The 18736-nt window shown below is 44.6% G+C and carries 20 protein-coding genes and 1 tRNA gene; 15 read left to right on the forward strand and 6 right to left on the reverse strand.

Annotated elements, in window-relative coordinates; translation table 11 throughout:
• Positions 1-11: 11 nt before the first annotated feature.
• The 11 genes from C9889_RS11205 to C9889_RS06020 all read left to right on the forward strand — a co-directional run bounded on the left by C9889_RS11205 (position 12) and on the right by C9889_RS06020 (position 11075).
• Positions 12-392 carry a DNA mismatch repair MutL family protein gene (locus C9889_RS11205; protein ID WP_318531591.1) on the forward strand — a complete coding sequence of 127 codons (381 nt, stop codon included), beginning with the start codon at positions 12-14 and terminating at the stop codon, positions 390-392.
• Positions 386-1606, forward strand: a complete 1221-nt coding sequence (mutL, locus tag C9889_RS05975; protein WP_318531536.1) for a DNA mismatch repair endonuclease MutL — start codon at positions 386-388, stop codon at positions 1604-1606. The genes C9889_RS11205 and mutL overlap by 7 nt, the downstream gene beginning before the upstream one ends.
• A 37-nt stretch (positions 1607-1643) precedes the next feature.
• Positions 1644-2663, forward strand: coding sequence for a cobalt-precorrin-5B (C(1))-methyltransferase (locus tag C9889_RS05980; protein WP_129599455.1), 1020 nt, complete (start codon positions 1644-1646; stop codon positions 2661-2663).
• Complete coding sequence (locus tag C9889_RS05985) at positions 2660-3241, forward strand: cobalt-precorrin-7 (C(5))-methyltransferase (protein ID WP_129597953.1); 582 nt, start codon at positions 2660-2662, stop codon at positions 3239-3241. The genes C9889_RS05980 and C9889_RS05985 overlap by 4 nt, the downstream gene beginning before the upstream one ends.
• Before the next feature lie 193 nt (positions 3242-3434).
• Positions 3435-4130, forward strand: coding sequence for an energy-coupling factor ABC transporter permease (locus C9889_RS05990; RefSeq protein WP_129597955.1), 696 nt, complete (start codon positions 3435-3437; stop codon positions 4128-4130).
• Entirely contained in the window at positions 4127-4420 is a 294-nt protein-coding gene (locus C9889_RS05995; RefSeq protein ID WP_129597957.1) for an energy-coupling factor ABC transporter substrate-binding protein, read from the forward strand. Before C9889_RS05990 ends, C9889_RS05995 begins: the two co-directional genes overlap by 4 nt.
• 94 nt (positions 4421-4514) lie before the next feature.
• Entirely contained in the window at positions 4515-5279 is a 765-nt protein-coding gene (gene cbiQ / locus C9889_RS06000; protein ID WP_318531537.1) for a cobalt ECF transporter T component CbiQ, read from the forward strand.
• Positions 5280-5300: 21 nt separating this feature from the next.
• Positions 5301-6608: an energy-coupling factor ABC transporter ATP-binding protein gene (locus tag C9889_RS06005; protein WP_129597959.1), complete on the forward strand. Its 1308-nt coding sequence runs from the start codon at positions 5301-5303 to the stop codon at positions 6606-6608.
• 56 nt (positions 6609-6664) lie between these two features.
• On the forward strand, positions 6665-7162 hold the full coding sequence (locus C9889_RS06010; RefSeq protein WP_129597961.1) for a CBS domain-containing protein: 498 nt from the start codon (positions 6665-6667) through the stop codon (positions 7160-7162).
• The gene (locus C9889_RS06015; protein ID WP_318531538.1) at positions 7163-8341 is read left to right on the forward strand and encodes a cation:proton antiporter; all 1179 of its coding nucleotides are present in this window, start codon (positions 7163-7165) and stop codon (positions 8339-8341) included.
• Positions 8342-8444: 103 nt separating this feature from the next.
• On the forward strand, positions 8445-11075 hold the full coding sequence (locus C9889_RS06020; RefSeq protein WP_129597963.1) for a cation-translocating P-type ATPase: 2631 nt from the start codon (positions 8445-8447) through the stop codon (positions 11073-11075).
• Positions 11076-11282: 207 nt separating this feature from the next.
• Here C9889_RS06020 and C9889_RS06025 read toward each other — a convergent pair whose 3' ends face one another.
• Complete coding sequence (locus C9889_RS06025) at positions 11283-12056, reverse strand: ATPase domain-containing protein (RefSeq protein ID WP_129597965.1); 774 nt, start codon at positions 12054-12056, stop codon at positions 11283-11285.
• A 616-nt stretch (positions 12057-12672) separates the two neighbouring features.
• Here C9889_RS06025 and C9889_RS06030 point away from each other — a divergent pair.
• Positions 12673-13848, forward strand: coding sequence for an S-layer protein domain-containing protein (locus C9889_RS06030; protein ID WP_129597967.1), 1176 nt, complete (start codon positions 12673-12675; stop codon positions 13846-13848).
• Between the two features lie 152 nt (positions 13849-14000).
• Complete coding sequence (locus tag C9889_RS06035; protein WP_129597969.1) at positions 14001-14555, forward strand: hypothetical protein; 555 nt, start codon at positions 14001-14003, stop codon at positions 14553-14555.
• Positions 14556-14647: 92 nt separating this feature from the next.
• On the opposite strand, the gene C9889_RS06040 is transcribed toward C9889_RS06035, so the two are convergent.
• Positions 14648-14986 carry a type II toxin-antitoxin system PemK/MazF family toxin gene (locus C9889_RS06040; protein ID WP_129597971.1) on the reverse strand — a complete coding sequence of 113 codons (339 nt, stop codon included), beginning with the start codon at positions 14984-14986 and terminating at the stop codon, positions 14648-14650.
• A gap of 12 nt (positions 14987-14998) precedes the next feature.
• Complete coding sequence (locus tag C9889_RS06045) at positions 14999-15283, reverse strand: AbrB/MazE/SpoVT family DNA-binding domain-containing protein (protein ID WP_129597973.1); 285 nt, start codon at positions 15281-15283, stop codon at positions 14999-15001.
• A gap of 328 nt (positions 15284-15611) precedes the next feature.
• Between C9889_RS06045 and C9889_RS06050 the strand changes: the two genes are divergently transcribed.
• Complete coding sequence (locus C9889_RS06050; protein ID WP_129597975.1) at positions 15612-15899, forward strand: hypothetical protein; 288 nt, start codon at positions 15612-15614, stop codon at positions 15897-15899.
• A 36-nt stretch (positions 15900-15935) separates the two neighbouring features.
• Here C9889_RS06050 and C9889_RS06055 read toward each other — a convergent pair whose 3' ends face one another.
• Together C9889_RS06055 and C9889_RS06060 are read right to left on the reverse strand one after the other, a co-directional pair.
• On the reverse strand, positions 15936-16217 hold the full coding sequence (locus tag C9889_RS06055; RefSeq protein ID WP_129597977.1) for a type II toxin-antitoxin system HicA family toxin: 282 nt from the start codon (positions 16215-16217) through the stop codon (positions 15936-15938).
• Positions 16204-17181 carry a hypothetical protein gene (locus C9889_RS06060; protein WP_129597979.1) on the reverse strand — a complete coding sequence of 326 codons (978 nt, stop codon included), beginning with the start codon at positions 17179-17181 and terminating at the stop codon, positions 16204-16206. The genes C9889_RS06055 and C9889_RS06060 overlap by 14 nt, the downstream gene beginning before the upstream one ends.
• 441 nt (positions 17182-17622) lie before the next feature.
• Between C9889_RS06060 and C9889_RS06065 the strand changes: the two genes are divergently transcribed.
• Positions 17623-17732 (forward strand) — tRNA-Met (locus C9889_RS06065).
• Positions 17733-17893: 161 nt separating this feature from the next.
• Here C9889_RS06065 and C9889_RS10100 read toward each other — a convergent pair.
• The gene (locus tag C9889_RS10100) at positions 17894-18031 is read right to left on the reverse strand and encodes a hypothetical protein (RefSeq protein ID WP_164999305.1); all 138 of its coding nucleotides are present in this window, start codon (positions 18029-18031) and stop codon (positions 17894-17896) included.
• Positions 18032-18736 lie beyond the last annotated feature (705 nt).

Genomic DNA, 18736 nt, shown 5'->3' on the forward strand with positions numbered 1-18736 from the left:
ATGGCAGCGGGATAGGCCGGGACGAAGTTCCGCTGGCCTTTACCAAGCATTCCACAAGCAAGATCGAAAGCAAGGATGACCTCCACAGGATAATTACCCTGGGTTTCAGGGGTGAGGCGCTCTCCTCTATTGCGGCGGTTTCCAGAGTAGAACTTATCAGCAGAACCGCGGATTGCCTTTCGGCTGTAAAAATCGGGGTTGAAGGAGGTCTGGTTGGGGAGGCAACAGAGACCGGATCTTCGGTGGGCACACGTGTAGAGGTACGGGACCTGTTCTATAATACACCGGCCAGGCGTAAGTATCTCAAGAGCAAAAGGACCGAACTTTCCCATATAACTGATACTGTAACCCGGCAGGCCCTTGGTAACCCGGGGGTGCCTTTACTTTGCTAAATGAAGGCAAGGTGGTGCTGCGTTGTGGGCAAGGTGGACTATTCGACAGGATGGTACAGGTGCTGGGAGCAGATGTTGCAAGACAGCTGATACCCCTGGAATACAAGGATGACCTGCTATCTCTGTGGGGCTATATCTCAAAACCGGGTTATTACCGCAGCAACCGTGAGATGAATTATTTTTTCATTAATGGAAGGAATATATCGTCCCCTGCTATCAGTAATGCCGTGAGACTGGGATATTATACCATGCTTCCCAAAGGCCGCTATCCTGCCGCGGTACTTAATGTGAAGATCAATCTGGAGGAGGTGGATGTCAATGTCCATCCGGCAAAACGTTATGTCAGGCTGAGCAGGGAGAATGAAATAATGGATGGCATCACGGAGGCTGTTGAGCAGGCGCTGAAACAGGAGAAACTGGTACCCGAGGTAAAGCCGCCCCGCACCATGACCATGCAGTCATCCCTGGCATCTCCTGAAAAACCAACATCAAGGGAACCTATATCTTCTGAATCTCCTGTTATCCGGGAAAATACCTCTAATTACACTGCCCCTCCCAGAGATACCCAGCGCCGGCTCAAAAGCTCAGAAAGGGCCCTGGCAGAAGAAAAAGCTCAACCTGAAAGAGTGGGATCGGGTGTGTCAGATGCACGTATCCTGGGGCAGGTCAATGACCTCTATATAGTGGCTGAGACCGATGAGGGACTTTTGCTGATAGACCAGCATGCTGCACATGAACGGATAATGTATGAACAGATATCCAGGAAAGTAAAACACGACTGGCAGGAACTGATCTCTCCTGTGACAGTTGATCTGACCACCAGGGAAAAAGTGTTACTCGAAGAATACATTCCCTATCTGGAAGACCTGGGATTTTCCCTGTCAGAATTCGGTACGCAGACCTATGTGATAACCACCGTTCCCACTGTGATGGGAAAGATAGAGGACCCTTCGGTTGTGTACGATCTACTGGCTGACCTCTTTGCCCAGGGCAGGGTAAAGGAGAAGAAGGGCATGGAAGATATGTTATGCAAGACAATGGCCTGCAGGAGTGCCATTAAGGCAGGAGCACCCTGTAATATGGAACAGATGCAAAATTTGCTGGATCAGCTTGAAAAGACCGAGAATCCCTATACATGTCCCCATGGCAGACCCACAATGATAACCCTGGGCAAAGCAGAACTGGATAAGCTGTTCAAGCGCACGGGTGTATGACGCTAATTTTATAACTTTTCAGATGGAGTAAATGACAATGATTGATCCTGTGAATAAATCCAAAATTCCCGAAGAGTGGCTTGACAAGGCAGCCATGCCACGTGAGGAACTTGTGGAGGGTATAAAGAACGGAAGGCTCGTAGTTTTAAGTGATGGTTCTGTCCTCAAGAGAGGTTATACCACCGGGACAACCGCGGCTGCGGCTGCCAAAGCGGCTGTGCTTTCCCTGCAAGAGCAGGTTAAGACCGTTTCCATACCCACTCCTGTGGGCCTGCGTGCATCTATTGATGTGAAGGAAATGGACAGGGGTTATGCGATGGTGACCAAGGTCAATAATGACCACGAGTCCGATATAACCCGGGGGCTTGAATTTGTAGGGGATGCCCGTGAAGCAGATTCAATTATAATTAATGCCGGTGAGGGTGTAGGCACAGTGACACGCGGGGGCCTGCAGGCTAAAAAGGGGCATCCTGCTATCAATCCCAAACCCCTGCAACAGATTAAGATGGCCGTTTTTGAAGCTGTTGAACAACTGGGTCTTAAGGGTGCGGAAGTGGAAATATCCCTGCCCAGAGGAGAAGAAATAGCACGACAGACCCTAAACTCTACTATCGGTGTGGAGGAAGGCATTTCCATTCTGGGTACCACGGGGTTTGTAGAACCCTGGAATGACCATCTCGGGGAAATGAAAGGAGATTTGATTCGGTGTTCTGATAAAGTTGTTCTCACAACCGGTCGCATAGGTATACGTTATTCCACAATGCTGTTTCCCGATTACACGGTTGTACTTGCAGGCAGCCGCATTTCCGAAGCACTCGAGGCTGCTACAGGTGATGTCATCATTTGCGGTCTGCCCGGCCTTATCATCAAATGGGGTGACCCGGATGTACTTGAAGGGACGGGTTTTGCTACGGTTGCCGAAATGGTGGAAATGGAGCCTGAAGGGCAGCACCTGCGCAGAGCCTTTGAAAAAACCGTGGAAAAGGCAAAGGGTGCCCGTGTTGTGATCGTTGATCGTGACGGTACTGTGCTTATGGATAGCGGGGAAAAGAAATGATAGTTGTGGGTGTGGGAGTGGGGCCCGGAATGCTCACAGAGCAGGCTATCGAGACAATCGAAAATGCAGGTGAGGTGTATGGTTCTCCGCGATCTCTTGAGCTCGCCGGTCCCTATATAAAGGGAGAGGCAAAGAAAATAAAGGATTACAAGAACCTGCACCTGCTGGGCGAAGATGCTGTAGTGCTTTCCACCGGAGATCCCATGTTTTCCGGCCTGGGCAAGTTTGCCGGAGAAGGGGACAGTATAATTCCGGGTATATCCTCGATGCATGTTGCCTGTGCCAGGACAAAAACGAGTATGAACGGTCTGGCAGTAATTACCGCTCATGGCAGGGATCCCCGTCCTGCAAGAGAGGCTTTTGTTAATGAAATCAAACTGGGGAAGAATGTCCTTCTGCTTCCTGCCGAGACTTTCGGGTCCGTGGAAGTTGCCGAAATTCTAGTAGAAATGGGGGTGCAGGCCAGAATATACGTCTGTGAAAAACTGGGTTATCCTGAGGAAAGTATAATTGAGGGCACAGTTGACAATCCTCCGATGGCTCAATCAGCTCTTCACTGTCTGCTGGTTGTCAGATAAGAATCCAGCAATTTTGTTTTATTTTTATTGTTTAAAAATTAACTAACTGGTAGACCTTCGTTTTGTGTTGTAATCAAGTTTGGTTTACTAAGTAACAAGATATTTATACAATAAATTCTCTATGGAATCTATCAACTAACGTGTTGTTTAGTTAAGTTTACTTGTAAAATGTTGCAATTAGGAGTGATATAATATGCACATATTCGAAGGATTTCTGCCCTCCCCCTGGTGGCAATTATGGTTTGTATTCTCTATTCCGGTTATAATGTTCGGTATGTATCGTCTCAACAAACTGGTCTCTGAAAGACGAGATCTCCTGCCTTTACTTGCAGTAGCAGGTGCGTTCATATTCGTCCTGTCTTCCCTGAAGTTACCCTCTGTAACGGGTAGTTCGTCCCACCCCACGGGAACGGGAATGGCCGCCATAATGTTCGGCCCGGCAGTCACAGCGGTACTGGGTGTAATCGTACTGTTGTACCAGGCCCTTTTCCTGGCACATGGCGGCTTGACAACCCTGGGTGCAAATGTGGCTTCAATGGGTATTATTGGTCCGCTAGCTGCATATTTAATCTATAAGGCAGGTATGAAGGCCAATATCAATTTCTATGTGGTGGTTTTCTTTGCGGCTACCTTTGCGGATTGGATTACCTATGTAGTAACATCCACCCAACTTGCCCTGGCGTTCCCGTCGCAAGCCGGCGGGTTTGTGGGATCTCTCCAAGCCTTTTTGGCGATATTTGCCACCACTCAGGTACCACTGGCTATAATGGAAGGTGCTTTGACTGCATTGATATTCAAGTATATTATACAGGTCAAGAGCGATGCCCTTGTGGAATTGAAAGTAATCTCTCAGGAAACTGTTAACAAGCTCAGGGGGATTTCTGCATGAAGATCGGCAAAGGTGAGATAATATTTGCTGTGATCGCTGTACTCTTTATGGCATCCTTTTTCTACGGAATGGCTGCAAACCCGGGTTCTGAGTTCGGGGGTGCAGACGGTGCTGCCGAAGGAGTGATCACTGATGTAACGGGTGGTTATGAGCCCTGGGTAGGCAATCTGGGGTTTGAGCCTCCGGGTGGGGAAACTGAAAGTCTCCTGTTCGCACTGCAGGCAGCCATTGGGGCAGTTGTGATAGGGTACTTCTTTGGTTACTATAAGGGTAAAGGCCGCTCTGACTGATTAGCCTTTAACCTCCTTTCCTTTTTTTGACGACATATATTAATATCTAAAAATCAATTTTGCGCACTACAATTCATATACGGAAATTTTTATTATGACCAAGATGCTTGATGATTATGCACTGCTCAGCCCCCTGCGTTATACCAATAACTGGCTAAAAATTGGGGTGGTTGGCTTTGGGATTCTTATGGGTATATCTTCACAAGCTCCGCTTGTGCCTTTTTCGATAGCCATCTGTATGTCGCTGGCAACGCTTATTTTTGGGAGAGTACCTCCGAAATTCTACCTGAAGCTCCTGATGGGGCCTGCAGTTTTCGTTGTGTTTAGTGTAATCATTATTGCTTTCTTTTTCGGTGGTGGACCTGAACTTTTTGGTTTCAATGTGCTGGACTATCGTCTGGGTGTGAATACCGGGGGGCTGTCAATGGCTTTTTTGGTATTTTCCAGGACCCTGGGGGGAATGTGCTGCCTGTTCTTTTTGGCACTGACAACCCCCATGGTGGAGCTTTTTTCGGTACTTAAAAAAACGAGATTGCCTGATTCTTTCATTGAACTGTCAATGATGATGTACAGGTACATCTTTGTGTTTCTGGATGTTGCCTGGTGCATCAAGCATGCCCAGACAGTAAGGCTGGGTTATCATGATCTGAGGACATCCCTGCATTCCATGGCCATGCTCTGTTCGACTCTTTTTTTGAGGTCCTGGGAGCAGGGAGAAAAAACGTTTGTGGCAATGAATGCCCGCTGTTATGACGGGAAAATGATGATCTTTGAGGAAAAAAAGACCGGTGAAATTTTCAGAAGTTGCATTGAGTCTGGGTTACATGGTTGCAATCGTGGGGGTATGGTACGTTTCTAATGGTATGCTGGAGGCTAGTTTATGGTAATACTTGAAACACGCGGACTGAAATATTCCTATCCTGACGGGACCCATGCTGTCAAGGGTGTGGACATCAAATTGAGAAAGGGCAAAAGAATTGCTTTTGTAGGAAAAAACGGATCGGGTAAATCCACCTTATTTTTGTTGCTTAACGGTACTCTCAAGCCTTCTGAGGGCAGGATATTTTATGATGGCAAGGAATTGTCCTACGATCAGGCGTCCTTGAGGGAAATAAGAAAAAACATTGGTATTGTTTTCCAGAATTCCGATGATCAGGTATTTGCACCTACCGTCTACCAGGATGTGGCGTTTGGGCCGGTCAATCTTGGCTACAGCAAGGCAGAGATTGAAAAGAAGGTAAACGGGACCCTGGAATATTTCGGCCTGAGCGGACTTAAGGATAAACCTCCGCATCATTTGAGTGGCGGCCAGAAAAAGAGGGTTGCTATTGCAGGAATCGTGGCTATGGATCCCCAGGCTATCATACTGGATGAGCCCCTGGCAAGCCTGGACCCGGTAGGGGCCGATGAACTTCTGGATGTACTGCACGAACTCAATCATATGGGTACCAGTCTGATCATTTCCACCCATGATGTTGATCTGGCCTACAGCTGGGCGGATTATGTTTTCTTCATGGTGGACGGGGAGGTTATCGGGGAAGGTACTCCGGATGAAGTATTTCAGGATGATGAACTGCTGCGACAGGCCCACCTGAAACGGCCGGTGACCTTTGATATATATAAGGAGATTGAAAGGCGCGGGCTTGCCCATGGCAACAGGCAGCCCAGGACCGTGCCGGAAATCGTGGATACTCTCAAACCACCGGAATTGATGTGGGTGGAAGTGCCTCCGGAAACCCGGGAAGGCGACATATTGAATCTGGGTGTACTGCATGGTGAATATGCGCTGCACTGTCCTTATGAAGCGGTCAATGCCCGTGTTTTGCATATCCATGATGGTGGCTGGGCGATTGTGGAACTTACAAGGCATGGTATAAAAGCCGGGGGAATTCTGATCTATGATATGGATAGGTTCGATCCGGCTGGTTTTGACGGATTCCTGGAAAAAGAGAATATTGATATTGTGGGTGCCATGGGTAAAAAGAGCAAACTTATGGCTGAGAAAAACTCGTTATGTGTCGATATATCAACCGGGGTTATCGATCGCACCATCCTGATGGCATTATGCGGCAAAAGGTGTATGATATTGACAAGCGGGGGTATGATCCCTCATTCGATGAAAAGGATCAATGAATATATTGACAGAAGTGGCATAGCCCTGAATGTCAGGGTCCTGAATGGGAATTGATTTTCTAAAGCAATATCTTTTGTAGGAAGAAAGAAGATATTGCATACGGGATGTATATGACCGCAGAAGGGGAGTTCAGTAGCAGACAGGCTTTCTCAGAAGAGGAGGGGTTAGACCTTGAAGAGAAATGCAATGAGGTTCTTGTCAGGGATATAATGATAACTGATCCGATCACCATAAAAGGTGAGGATCCTATAGAGAAAATCTTCGATCTGTTCAATAAAGAACATTTCCACACCTATCCGGTTGTAGACGAAAACGGTGATCTACTGGGGATAATCGATCAGAATATAATTCTCCAATTATTGTTTACAAGACATGTATCACGGCTTGACCATACTCATCTTATGGCTGTCAGGTCCCTCAGTCAATCAGCCCGCGGGATCATGAAACCCCATCCCATAACCATAACTTCCGACACGACCCTGTGTGAAATAGCAGAAACAATGGTAAAACACAAGGTAGAGCACTTTTGTGTGGTTGATGAGAAAAAACTGGTGGGAATTGTATGTAAATCGGATGTCATTCAGGCGATTTACAGTTTAAGGAGTTGAATGATGGAGTTTCTGTTCCAGATCCTTGTAATTTTACTGGCGGCCAGGTTGCTGTCCGAGGTTTCCGAAAGAGTGGGTATGCCCGGTATTCTTGGAGAAATCCTTGCCGGTTTGCTGCTTGGCCTGTTGATTGTGGAAGAAACCGAAACAATTGCTTCTGTTGCGGAACTGGGGGCTATTTTCCTTCTGTTTACCGCAGGGTATAAGGAAGTACATATTGAAGACCTGAAAGCTTCATCAAAAAAGGCAATTGTGGCAACTTTTTTCCAGATAGCTGCTGCCTTTATTGCAGGTTTTGCACTGGGCAGGTTTTTCGGATTTGATTTTGTGGAAAGCCTCTTTCTGGCCGTGGCTTTCAGTCCTACCAGTATAGGAGTTGTGGTAAAAACATTGCTTGATATGGGTTACCTGTCCAGTAAACCCGGCTCCATGATGCTAACCTCGGCAATCTTCGATGATATCATCGGTATTTTCCTGTTATCCATAGTAGTTACTGTAGGGAAGTACAATGCATTCCCTACTGCCACTCAGTTTATGCTCCTGCTGGGAAAACTGGTGTTTTTCGTTGGGATCATGGTGATACTGGGTTACCGGGTTTTCCCTTATATTTTCAATTATGTGCAGAAGATGCACTCAAAGGAATCCATATTCGCTGCGGTGGTCCTGATTGCCCTGTTTTCGGCATATTTTGCAGAGATAATGGAGCTTGATGCGGTCATTGGGGCCTTTATCGGGGGTGTGATGCTTTCCAATGTAGCGGTTGCAAAAATAAATGATATACAGAGCAAGGTATCGGGTCTGGCTTATGGTATACTTGTGCCTATCTTTTTTGCTCATATAGGTATGGCTGTGGAACTGGAAGCCCTGAATACCCTGGGTTCTTTCACCATTCTGGTTGTGGTCCTGGCCCTGCTGGGTAAACTTATAGGGGGATTTGTGGGTGCCAGAGCTATTGGTTTTGATTCCTATGAAAGTTTCATATTTGGCTCAGGGGTCATGCCCAGGGCGGGAGTGGAACTTGTGGTGATCTCCATTGGCAGGGAAATGGGAATTATAGGAGAAGAAATCTTTTCGGCCGTGGTCCTGATGGTGGTAGTTTCTATTATTATCTCACCTATTATACTCAAGTTCGCAATACAAAAGGACAAGCAGAAGAACACCTCTGTGCCTGCGAGTTGAGACCTGAATTGTATCTTACTGCAATAAAGATTTAATAGGTATGTGTCAAAGTTAAGGGGGAGCTGGGCAGGTTATGAAATTATCAGAGCAGGGTTGTATGTAATTGCCCGAGAATATCGCAGATTCTGAAGGGCTTGGAAGAGCTGAAGTTTCTGCCAGACTCCAAAGGCAAGGGTATAATGAGCTGGAAGAGACGGAAAAAACCACCCCGCTTAAGATATTCATTGGCCAGCTGGGTAATGTTATTGTATGGGTGCTGGCTGCAGCGGCCCTGATTTCCCTGTATATAGATGAAGTGGTAAATTTCTGGGTGATTTTAGGGCTTATTATTTTTGTAATCTTACTGGGTTTTGTGCAGGAATACCGGGCTGAAAAGGCCATGGAATCCCTCAAGGGGATTGTGAGGCCAAAGACCACTGTTTTACGTGAAGGTACCCTGCGCCAGGTTGCGACACGGGAAGTTGTTACAGGGGATATTCTGGTACTGGAAGCCGGTGACAGTATACCTGCAGATGCCTGTGTCTTTGAATTGCAGGAACTTAAGGTGGATGAATCCGCATTGACCGGGGAAAGTTTGCCTGTGGAGAAAAACCTGAACGAGCCTCTTTATGCAGCAACCCAGGTTGTCAGGGGTAAATGCAGGGCTGTGGTGATGGCCACGGGTATGGATACGGAACTGGGGTCGATCGCTTCCCTGATCCAGCCTGAAAAGGAAGTAACTCCCCTGCAAAGGGAGATCTCGGCATTTTCCAAAAAACTGGCATTCGTTGCCTTGCTGGCATCGGGGATGGCCCTGGGGCTGGGTATTTTTGCCGGTGCTCCTGTGGAGGAGATGCTGATCATTGCCCTGGCACTGGCAGTGGCCGCGGTGCCTGAAGGCCTTCCTCTGACCCTGACAATCACTCTGGCCTACGGGATGCGCCGCATGGCTGCCAAAAACGCCATCATTCGCAAGATGCTTGCGGTAGAAACCCTGGGCTCGACCTCGGTGATATGTACGGATAAGACCGGGACCCTGACGCGTAATGAGATGACGGTTGAAAAGATTTGGACCATGGAAGGCTTGTTCGAGGTTACAGGTTCGGGTTATGGAGCTGAGGGGGAATTTGTGCTTGACGGGAATAATTTCAATCCCAAAGATTCCACACTGGAATTGCTGTTGAAGGGGGTAACCCTTTGCAACAATGCATCCCTGAATCAAAACGGCAATTCAGAGGATGTGGTGGGTGATCCCACAGAACTGGCCCTGCTGGCGGCTGCTTCAAAGGCGGGTATCCGCAGGGAGAAGTTTGCCGATGATCATGAAAGGTTGCATGAGATCCTTTTCACTTCTGATAGAAAAATGATGACTACAGTTCACCGGGAAAATCAGGGATCGATCTCCTTTAGCAAAGGGGCTGTGGAGGTTGTGCTTGAGCGTTGTGATCACATTCTTAAAGATAATGAGCGGGTGCAACTTGACCGGACCACCAGGAAGACCATTCTGGAGGAAAACAGCAGGCTTGCCTCCGGAGCCTACAGGGTGATTGCAATTGCCCGCAAGGATGTGGGGGATAAGTGGGATGAAACTGATCTGGAAGAGGGGATGACCTTCCTGGGCCTGATGGCAATGACCGATCCGGTAAGGGAAGGTGTTACCGAGGCTATCGGTTTGTGTCACCAGGCAGGTATCAAAGTGGTGATGATTACCGGGGATAATGTAAAAACCGCACTGGCTATCTCTGACAAACTGGGAATCCCTGTAGAGCAGCCTGATAGTATTTCAGATCCCGATGGTATACTGGCTGACGGGGCGATCACGGGGGACGAACTGGCGGGCTTGAGTGATGAAGCCTTTGCAAAGATCGCGGAGCATATCCATGTGTATGCCAGGGTTATGCCAGAGCAGAAATTGAGGATCGTTAAAGCCCTGCAGGCAGAGGGACATGTTGTTGCCATGACCGGGGACGGGGTGAATGATGCCCCTGCGCTTAAAAGGGCTGATATTGGTGTGTCGATGGGACTTAAGGGCACAGATGTGGCCCGCCAATCCAGTGATATGGTATTGCAGGATGATAATTTTGCTACAATTGTGGAGGCTGTCAAAAGGGGTCGGACCATTTATGATAATATTGAGAAATTTACAAGTTACCTGGTCTCACGCAATTTCAATGAGATTATACTGATCATGCTGGGGATTTCCCTGCTGGGTTATGAACTGGTTCCCCTGCTTGCCCTGCAGATCCTTTTTATCAATATGTTCGGCGAGATCATGCCTTCAATTGCACTGGGGCTTGATCCGGCAAGGGAGGAGGTAATGCATCGCAGACCCCGGCCTGTGGGTGAAGGAATTCTGGCCGGCAGGAAACTTGTACTTGTGGGTTCTGTGGCCGGTGTGATGGGACTTGCCTGTTTTGCTTCCTTTTTGCTTGCAGACCCGACTGCCGACCTGGAACAGGCACGCACAATCGCGTTTGCTACGGTGGTGAGTATGATATTGTTTGTGCCGTTTGCTTTCCGCTCCCTTGAGATATCTGTGCTGAAAACCGGTTTCAGGAATAAATTGATCATTGCAGGCGTTTTGAGCACACTGCTCCTGACACTGGTGGTTATGTATGTGCCTTTCCTGGCTGCTGTATTTGACCTGCAGCCCCTGAATTTGCAGGACTGGTTGTTGCCCATTGGCTTTGCGGCAGTTACACTGGGATTTGTGGAAGTTTTGAAGGGGTTACTGTTCAGGAAGAATTACGGATGAACAGGTCTGGATATGTTGATAAAATATAAAGTAAATATATTTATAGAGTAGGCAAACAATCCTGGATTACAGATGTTTCCCGTGTGAAGGCAAAAGGAACAGGTGGAGATATCCAACCCTTAAGCGCCCCATGACCGTCTGGAGGCAACCCTGTAGTTACAGGTGTATTTAATGTGGAAATGTATCCCGACCTTTAAGGGCCGGGGCTTAGAAGTGAGTATAGACTTCTTCGTGGGGGTGGATTACGAAGCCTTCTTTTGTGACCTCATAGGGGTGGACCTTTTTACTGTGGTCTGAGCCGCGCATCTTGTATATCTCGACACTGCGGGTGCGGACGTTGTCATGCATGTCGTAGTAGAGGGAGAATGTACCATCGGTGACGAAGTTTTCCACACCGAACCGGGAGGGTTGGTTCTCGTCGATTACCTCACAGGTCATCAGGGATGTCAGGCCGATTATTTCAAGAGTTGTGCTTAGTTTGAGCAATTCCACGCGTATCCGGGAGGCTTCATGCAGATAGAAGCTGATGGATGTCGTTGAATCGACCAGGGCCCGTTTGGCATCGATCTCTTCCTGTGTGGCGATGATCTGGTCCATCATTGAGCGAATGTCGAAGGGGCGCACATCCACGTATTTTTCCTGGGAGGGGATTCCGATCTTTGTCGAACAGGCATCGATTATTATGAGTTTGTTCTCTTCTTCCAGGGCCTGCAGGTCCCAGCCAAAACGCATCATATTCTCGCGGATCTGTTCGGGGCGCTCCTCTGTGGCCACGATGATCCCGTTTTCCCCGTACTGGGTAATCCCGTTGTAGATGTACTGGGTTGAGAATATGGTTTTCCCGGCACCTGAGGTACCGGATACCAGATAACTCCTGTCACGTACAAGTCCTCCCCCGCACAATTCGTCAAAGCCGGGAATGCCGGTCTTGACCCTGTTTCCTTCGTCTTCAGTGGAAATATTCTCTGCGCCATCAAACATTCATAATCGCCTTCCTCATGTAGGTCGGGTAGTACCCCTAATGAATTTATGTATAGTGATTTATTCATCCTATTGGATTTTGGGGCATTGTGAAATTAATGCTCCGTATATCAAATGTATTAATGTGGTTTTATTTATATATAGGTGCCGTATAGTTAGAAACTGTCTTTAGAAACCGCAGTATACTGCAAATCGCATACACATTTTGTCGAATAAATCAACCATTTTGGCGAGCCCTTTCAGGGCAATCTCCACTTAAAATGTAATCCACAAAGTTTGAAGTCGACAATATGCCAAGTACCGGTTGTATTTTCAACGGTCCCTTTATTAATTCGAACGAAAAATGTTCGGCATATGCCGTGAAATACATCGATATTTACCAGTAAAAAAAGGCGTTTTTGACCCTCGAGACCACAAAAGATTTAATAAGCAATTTTCTTATTAGAGGGTTGCAAACCAATATGACGGGATCAAGAGGGTGATGAGTTTCCTTTCGTCAATGAGCGTAATGTTCACCGATGAAAGGTTGATTTAACGTACATGTGTACGTTTTATTGTTTATCAATCACTCTTTACCTTGACCATATATCTACAAATTAACTAACGGAGGAAAATTATGAAAAGACTAATAGCAACTTTAATGGCTGCCCTTATGGTCTTGACAGTATTTGCTGGCGTAGCAAGCGCTGCAGATGATACTGTTGAGATTCGTGGTGCAGTTGCAACCGATAATTTCACATGGGATGCCCAGAACTTTGCCGGTTTCTGGTATGACATTGATGAAGATGACTCTTCTGAAACACTGATTATTAACCAGTCCACTGGAGTTATCGCTGAAGAAGAAGACCTTGTTTACGAAGCAGCAGCAGTTACTGGCCAGGAACCAGAATTTGCATTCACAGCAAATGCATCCACCTCTGCTCTCTATGACTATTCCAAGGTAGGTCTCTTTGCAGAGGAATACTTCGCAGTCGATGGTGAAGTTGACACTCTCTCCAAGATTCTCATGGATGATGACACCAGTTACACCATGAGAACAGGTGAGTCCCTTGAACTTGCTAACGGCTACGCAATCACACCACAGCAGATCGATGTTGATGGTAACAAGGTCTGGCTTGAACTCACCAAAGACGGTGAGTTTGTAGATGATAAGATCGTAAACACTGCCGGTGATGCAACCACCGCTAACAAGACCTGGTTCTATGAACAGGATGTTGGTGACTATGAAGACATTGCAACCATCATGGTCCACATCGATGAAGTATTCCAGGGACAGGTTGACAGTCTCTGTGTAATCGAAGGTGTCTTCCAGGTTTCCGAAGATCCATTGGTACTCGAAGTCGATGATGAATTCGGTGAACTTATTGTAACATCCGTCGATGGTCCAATCGTAATGAAGAACACAGAAGAACTCGATATCCCAGATGATGAAGTCCTTGACATCACCGATGAACTCAAGGTTCTCGGAAACGATGGTGGAACCCTCTGGTATCTGTTCACTGAAAAGACCACCCTCTGGTATCTGTTCACTGAAAAGACCATCGAAGCCGAAGAGGAACCTGTCGAAGAGGAACCTGTCGAAGAGGAACCTGTTGAGGAGAACGTAACCGAAGAGGAACCTGTCGAAGAGGAACCTGCTGAGAACGTAACCGAAGAGGAACCTGCTGAGAACGTAACCGAAGAGGAACCTGCTGAAGAAGATGAAGAAGAACCTGCAGGAATCCCTGGATTTGAAGCAGTCTTCGCAATCGCTGGACTTCTGGCAGTTGCCTACCTCGTAAGGAGAAACTAAGCAGACTTGAATGATAGAAGGGACTAATCCCTTCTACTTCTCTTTTCTTTTTTTGGTTTGTGTTTTATTCTTTTTTGATCTGCTCGTTGCGGATTACTTTTAAATATATTAATCTCGATTACAATCCATCCGCTTTGGAAAAGGGATCTTTTATGAAAATGAGAATAGTAGCATTGCTTTTGGCCATTACAATGATAATGCTTGCAGTGTCGGGATGTACCGATACAGGCGGTACAGGTGAAGAAATCGATAATCCTGAAATCGGGTCTGTTTCAGATGCAGTGTCACTTGACGAAGTGCCAGCAGGTTTTGAGATGATAGGTGAGCGCCAGCTGGACTCTGGAAGTGTGCTGGACGATGTGGGCAGTGAAGATACAGTAGTTGAAGCCACGCAGGGAATCTATAAAAACGGGGATAGTGTGGAGGTCCATGTCAGTGCCATTGAATGCACTGACACGGAGGCTGCCCAAACCCTGGTCAACGACTACAAAAACGAATTCAATCCAATGGCACAGGGAGAGAGGTTCACCGAGCACTCCCTCAATGACCACTTCGCCACACGCATCATCTGGCATGTGACCGATGGCGGAGAGGATGTGCCGCGCTATGCCTATGTCTGGAACAATGACAGCATGGTAATCCAGGTCAGGGGTACTACTTCTGATCCAAACCTGCTGCTTACATTTGCGCAGGCCACAGGTTACTGATGGGGAGAGTTTTTCTCCCATCTTCTTTTTTTTTATTTGAATAATATCTAATCGATTATTGCTATGATTGCTACCGGGCAGATAACAGGTAGTCAGGAAGTAAATACTTCAACTAATTTCTCTTCGACTTGTCGCATCTTTTCTGAACTCAGTGTTCCTGATTTTGCAAGAATTGTATCCACATCCAGAGTCATTATCATGTTAGTTTTTACAAGACTGGATGATGGTAATGATCCTTTTGCGAAATCCTTTGAGTTCACTTGTATTGCATATTCGTCATTGCGTGTCGTTTGACTTGTAATTTGACATACAATCACATTAGTCCCTGTTGGACAGGCAACTACCAGTACTGGTCGGGTTTTTAACTTCGACATATCTGTATAGGGAAATGGTATAACCACCACATCCCCCTTCCTGACCGTTCCTGCCATTGGTAAAATACCTCATGTTTCGGTATGTTCATTTTCCAGGGCATGTTCAAGCAGATTATCCCATGCTTGATCTTCCACTGGTGTATCCCACTCTTTGGCAAACGAAGGCTCGGATGTTAAAGCACATTCTAATTTTTCCAATACGTATGAGAGTGGGCGAATCTCTATATGATCCGAGTATGCCACAATTGCGGCATGTGAGCCTTCCGGGAATGTGCTGTTTCGCAGATTCTTAGGTATGACAATTTGCCCTTTTGAGGACACTGTCATTTCTTTGAATCCAATAATTGCGTCCATTCCAAATTCTCCTTTTTATTTTTTATAACGATATCTCTCATTTACCTTTGGAGTTTATGTAAGACAAAGTCTTTGGTAAAATTTTATCTTACTCTGTATTGCTCTGGAATAATACATAAATTTATGGTACCAGATTTTCAATCTGGAAAAACACATCCCCTTTGTGATTTGTCTATCCAGAATCACACTGGGATTCATGTTAAGGATGGAGCGGAAATGGTACAAACTTATTCGGTCAACAACAGGGTTTTTCAGAAAACTCAATAAAACAAACTTACTTATGCGCTCAACGATATATTAGAATATACCAGAGCAATGAGGAACTTACATGTCAAAAATAACCGAACCACCAAATGTTCAATCTAACGTCAGTGAACAAATCGGCACATCAGCATGTAGTAATAGCCTGTCAGATGACAGGCAATCTGAACACATTGAACAAATGGCACGAAAGGCAACAACACGTGCAGCAAATGATGCTCTTAAAAATGGCAGGGCTATTACAATCCAACAGGGTAATGCTATTGTCAGGAAATATCCGGATGGTAGGATCGAAGTGATCAAAACACTTGAAAACGCATTCGTTGTCCCCAAAAAACGTATGTATAAACTATGAAGCGGATTCGAATATTTGCTGGACCAAATAAATGACTTACCTTTCTTTTTGGATGTAAATCTGTTGAAGTTGTTCTTTGGTCATAGGACAATCTATAAGATCACATAACTGTTCCTTAGAAAGATTTAGTTGTTTGCCCATTTTACTCAAAAGATTGCTATTATATTCCATTTTGCTCCCGTGGCTTATGAATGTTCTATTACCGGTCTTCTTGCCATCCAGATAATAAACATAAAATATGTGATGACCTTTACGTCTTTCTTCAAAACCTTTTTTGGACAATACTTTTTGTATCGTTTTTGCTTTATATGAGGCCACGAGAGTTCCCCACAATTGAAATCAGTTTCTCCCTCAGTAGTTGGCCACTTTTAGATAACTCATCATCAGTCAGGACATATTCCTGATATAATATGAAGAGTTGTTCTTCCAATTCTTTAAAAATATCTTTCATCCTTGCATTCATAGCAAAAAGACCCAATTCATCGTTGGAACCAATAAAAAGTTCATCTTCTAATGTAAATTCAATGGGGATTTTATTCTTTAGTTCCATAATTCTATCCGGATAAGAAATATTGTCAAGAGTATAGTAACAGGTTTGTTCTATCGAATCTTCACTATCAATGAACAATCCAAAGTTTCCTTTATGTAACGGCTTCATTGTTCCACGTAATACTACAAATTTTCCAAGATGCTCTTGCACCCAATCTTTAATTTCAGGATCAAAATAGCAATTTATTTTCCCTTGATTACTTTCAACCGTTATCTTCTTACTCTGGCCAATATTTATCCCGGATATCCATCCAAAAATTTCCTTCTCATAATCTCCAATGGGTTTGTGTAAAAGTTTCTTTATACTCTCTTTTCGAAAACCCTTTAGTTGTATTTGTGAATTGCCCTGGAATCCTATCGATAATGTACGTTTGGAATTTTCATCTGGCCACATTGCATAAAATTCTCTAAGTAATTTGTTTACTCGATGAGGATCATTAACAATATTGTACAATTCTTCTTTTGGAATATCTTTTTTAGAGAGAGCTTCAAGAAATTCGTTGGTAGCGACTATAGACCTTTCACCGATTGTTCCACATTCTCCAAGAGCTGTTTGCTCATTACTTATTTGGAGGTCAGCATGTACACTACCCATTTCAATATCAGTAAAAAGTAATGTGCAGTATTTTTTCACATCCTGTGGGAAATCTCCGCCTTCACGACAAGTATTTTCAAAATAATAATCACCAAGATTGTAAATGATATTTTGAAGATTCTGGATTGTATTAGCCACATCCAGTACAGGAATCTTCTTTTCTCCATCTATAGATAGAGAATTTTACCTTTATCTTTTGGAGTTTCCATTGTACCACTTGGAAGGATATGATATCAGTATATTAAATTTTCTACCCTTGTACTGGGTGTAACACTTTAAAGTTAATATACATTTTGGGAAATACTTGCATTATAAAGGATAACTATAGCAATATCAAATTGGGACGGGCAGAGAAAATGTTTAATCATCTAATTTTATAATTTAAGCGTAAAACTTCTGTGTCTTTTGAATCGCATCAAATCAGATTTAATAAGAGTTTCATTTTAAAATGAAGCATCGGGATGTAAGTTCCCCTTAATCCTGATCACACTTATGGCCGATAGGCGCCCTTATTGCAGTGCAACTCGATTTTAATCGATACTTTTTAATATCACTTTTACCTTCTGTATGTGCTACCAGGCCCGGATAGCCTAGTTGGTTGGGGCGCCAGACTCATAGGGTAAACGATTGGGTGCTCCCATGTCTCCTGAGACATCTGGAGGCCGCGTGTTCGAGTCACGCTCCGGGCATCTTTTCTTAAAAGTAAGACTTATTTTAGGTTTGCTCAGGATGTATTTTTGTTTGTTCACTGTTTTTTGTAAAAACCAAAATTAGTAAGTGGACCAAATGAAATTCTCTGTGTACAATCTCTGAAAAGATAGAAAAATGGATCAAAAAGAATATGAGAGATTTATAATTTTTCAAGTCTTCTCATTAGTTCTCTATTTCTTTCCATGCTCTGCTCAAAGCGTTTTTGTTCTTCCGTAGTAAGAGCAGATTCCTTCTTATTTTTACATTTCATATATGGATAAGATACACTCTGCTTCATGTTATACCTCTCCTTATAAGGTTATGAGTCCTATAAATATTATATGTGTAATGCTTTTTGTTGTCAAATACATCTGGTATTTAGACGCCTTTAAAGCTAACTAACCTATTATTTTACAAATAATTATCGTTGAGGGTGTTATATACTTCAATGTGAATTTACAATCACATCTTCCTCTGCTATACGTTTCTCTGTGTCCAGAATTCGGGATTCCTGAAATTTCTTCTCCACCAATTTATTGTTTAGTTTAGGTAAGAAGGAGTTAATCAGAAATCTCGTAAATTTTGATAGATATTTTTACTTCCGCCCTGCTTGCTACACATTTAATAGTTTTAACAAATATACAAAAATAGGTTAATTAAATTTGACATATTGATATTAGTACTCAAAAATAGGGTTTGTACAACTCTATCTACCTTAGGTCGCATAATATAAGGGTTTGCCCTGGTACTTTAAAATATTCTATTGATATTTTGTACATATTAATAAAAATATATTGATCCAACGGTATTAATATGCCTAAATAATCCTGCTTTCAAAATGTTTATATACCAAAAGCGATATTCATGTGTTCCCGCACAATACGTGTGTGGAAACATAATCACCTTCATATCAATGGAGACAGGAGATAACAATTCTGTCTGACTCACGCAATGGCAGTTCGGTGAATTCTGATCGTTAGTATTAAGAATTCACTGTGCAGGG

Origin of the sequence: Methanohalophilus profundi (genome assembly GCF_004137855.1) — an archaeon.
In the GTDB taxonomy this organism is placed as follows: Archaea; Halobacteriota; Methanosarcinia; order Methanosarcinales; family Methanosarcinaceae; genus Methanohalophilus; species Methanohalophilus profundi.